The organism is Streptomyces phytophilus (genome assembly GCF_013870535.1).
GTDB classification, from domain to species: Bacteria; Actinomycetota; Actinomycetes; order Streptomycetales; family Streptomycetaceae; genus Streptomyces; species Streptomyces phytophilus.
Window position 1 is genome coordinate 1 of sequence record NZ_JACBXC010001300.1, and the last position, 1652, is coordinate 1652.

General features: G+C 74.0%; 1 protein-coding gene. It reads left to right on the forward strand.

What is annotated here, in order from left to right; genetic code table 11:
* Positions 1 to 813 precede the first annotated feature (813 nt).
* Complete coding sequence (locus tag H5J30_RS31770; protein ID WP_181791047.1) at positions 814 to 1455, forward strand: Rv1352/Rv1906c domain-containing protein; 642 nt, start codon at positions 814 to 816, stop codon at positions 1453 to 1455.
* The last annotated feature ends 197 nt before the right edge of the window (positions 1456 to 1652 follow it).

Genomic DNA, 1652 nt, shown 5'->3' on the forward strand with positions numbered 1-1652 from the left:
GCCACTCCCGTACCTGACGGGCAGCGGCCGACTCGGGATCGACCCAGAACGGCGCCGCGGCAGGTGCCCCGGAATCCGCCCGCGCCTGCTCCGCGTCCCCGGCGCCGGCCGGAGGCGGGCAGCCGAGGGCGATCCCCAGAACCATGACGCACACGAGCGTACGGATCCGCGCTGACATCTCTTCCCCTGCGAAATAGGCGCCGAGAAACGGTCGTGATCATGGCACGGGCGGCTGCCGCCGGGCCGCAACCGCCGATCCGCCCGCGCCCGCACACCCGAGCGGGCGAATGCCATTTCCGGCGGCCGCGTTCACCCGGACGGCGTACGCCCCGGCGGGCGCCGTGCCGCGTCGCCCGTATCGCCCCTGAGCTGGGCGGACGCGGCGTTCGGCAGGCGAGGGGGCAGCTGTCGCGGTCCGTACCGGCGGGGCATGGATATGCACCGCACGGAATTCCCCGCTTTCCTCGAACCAGCAGCAAGTCCCCTTCCGCCACCCCCCGGATGCCGCGCCAGGCACCGCCCCCAAAGGACCCGGCCATGCCCTGCATATCCGCCGCGGCCGACGCCGCGCCCGCCGAGCCGGGGTGAAGCCTCCGTGCGGTACTCGCCGGGCTTGACCCCCTCCGTGGGCAGAGAGCGCCGACACCGGCGGGTGCCGCACGGAGTTGTCCGCGCTCTCTGCGCGCTCTGTGCGCCCTCTGCGCCAATGCGGTGACGCGCGCCGTGGCGCGGCCGGGCAAGGGCCCGGATGACGCATGCGAAAAGTAGGTTATGTAGCTAATCATCCACTTTGTGCATGCGAGCGATGGGGCCATGAAGAAACTCACGAAATTCCTTGACCTGCCGCTGGTTCAGCGGTTCCTGGGCAACCGCTGGGCGATCGGAGCCGCGTGCGCCCTCATGGTGGCGACGGGAGTGGTGGCCGCCATGCTGACGACGGGCGGTACCGAACCGGTCAGCGATGCCAAGTCGGCCGTACGGGACAGCGCGGCCGAGGCCGCCGAGTCCGAGGAGCAGCCCGAGGAGCAGGCGGGGGAGGAGCAGGACGGGCAGGCCGGGGCGCAGCCCGGTCAGGAGCGGGCCGCCGAACCGCAGAGCCGGCCGCGGGAGTCGGCGAAGCACGGCGAGCAGCCGCCCGCGGACTCCGGCGAGGAGCGTCTGTCGCACCGCGCCGCCGGCGAGGGGCACCGGCTCGCCACCTCCTTCGACAACGGCACGGTCTTCGTCGGCGGCGCCGTCGCCCCCGGTACGTACGCGACGAAGGGCTCCGACGGTACTCCCGGCGGCTGCCGGTGGTCGCGGCTGGCCGACAACGGCGGCGAACTGGTCCCGATCATCAGCGGCTCCACCTGGGGGCCGACGCACATCACGGTCCACGACGGCGAGTTCGTCCGCAGCACGGGCTGCCTGACCTGGCAGCGCGGCGGCTCCGCCGGGCCGCACCACGGCAAGTAGCCGCGCGCCGGGCCCGGCAGCTCCAGCCCGGCCCGGCGCCCGCCTTCCGCGTCACCCGGACGCCACGCGCGTACGACACGCCTGCTCCCGCCGTCGCCGCCAGGGTGGAGGCGTACGTGCAGGCGCGCGGTGCGGCGGCGAGGAGTGGTGGCGATGCAGGCGGTGGCGGGAGCGGCGGGAACGGCGGGAACGGTGGC

Bases quoted from the DNA above. Each gene is read 5' to 3' on its own strand.
- H5J30_RS31770 (WP_181791047.1), top strand. From the start codon at position 814: ATGAAGAAACTCACGAAATTCCTTGACCTGCCGCTGGTTCAGCGGTTC.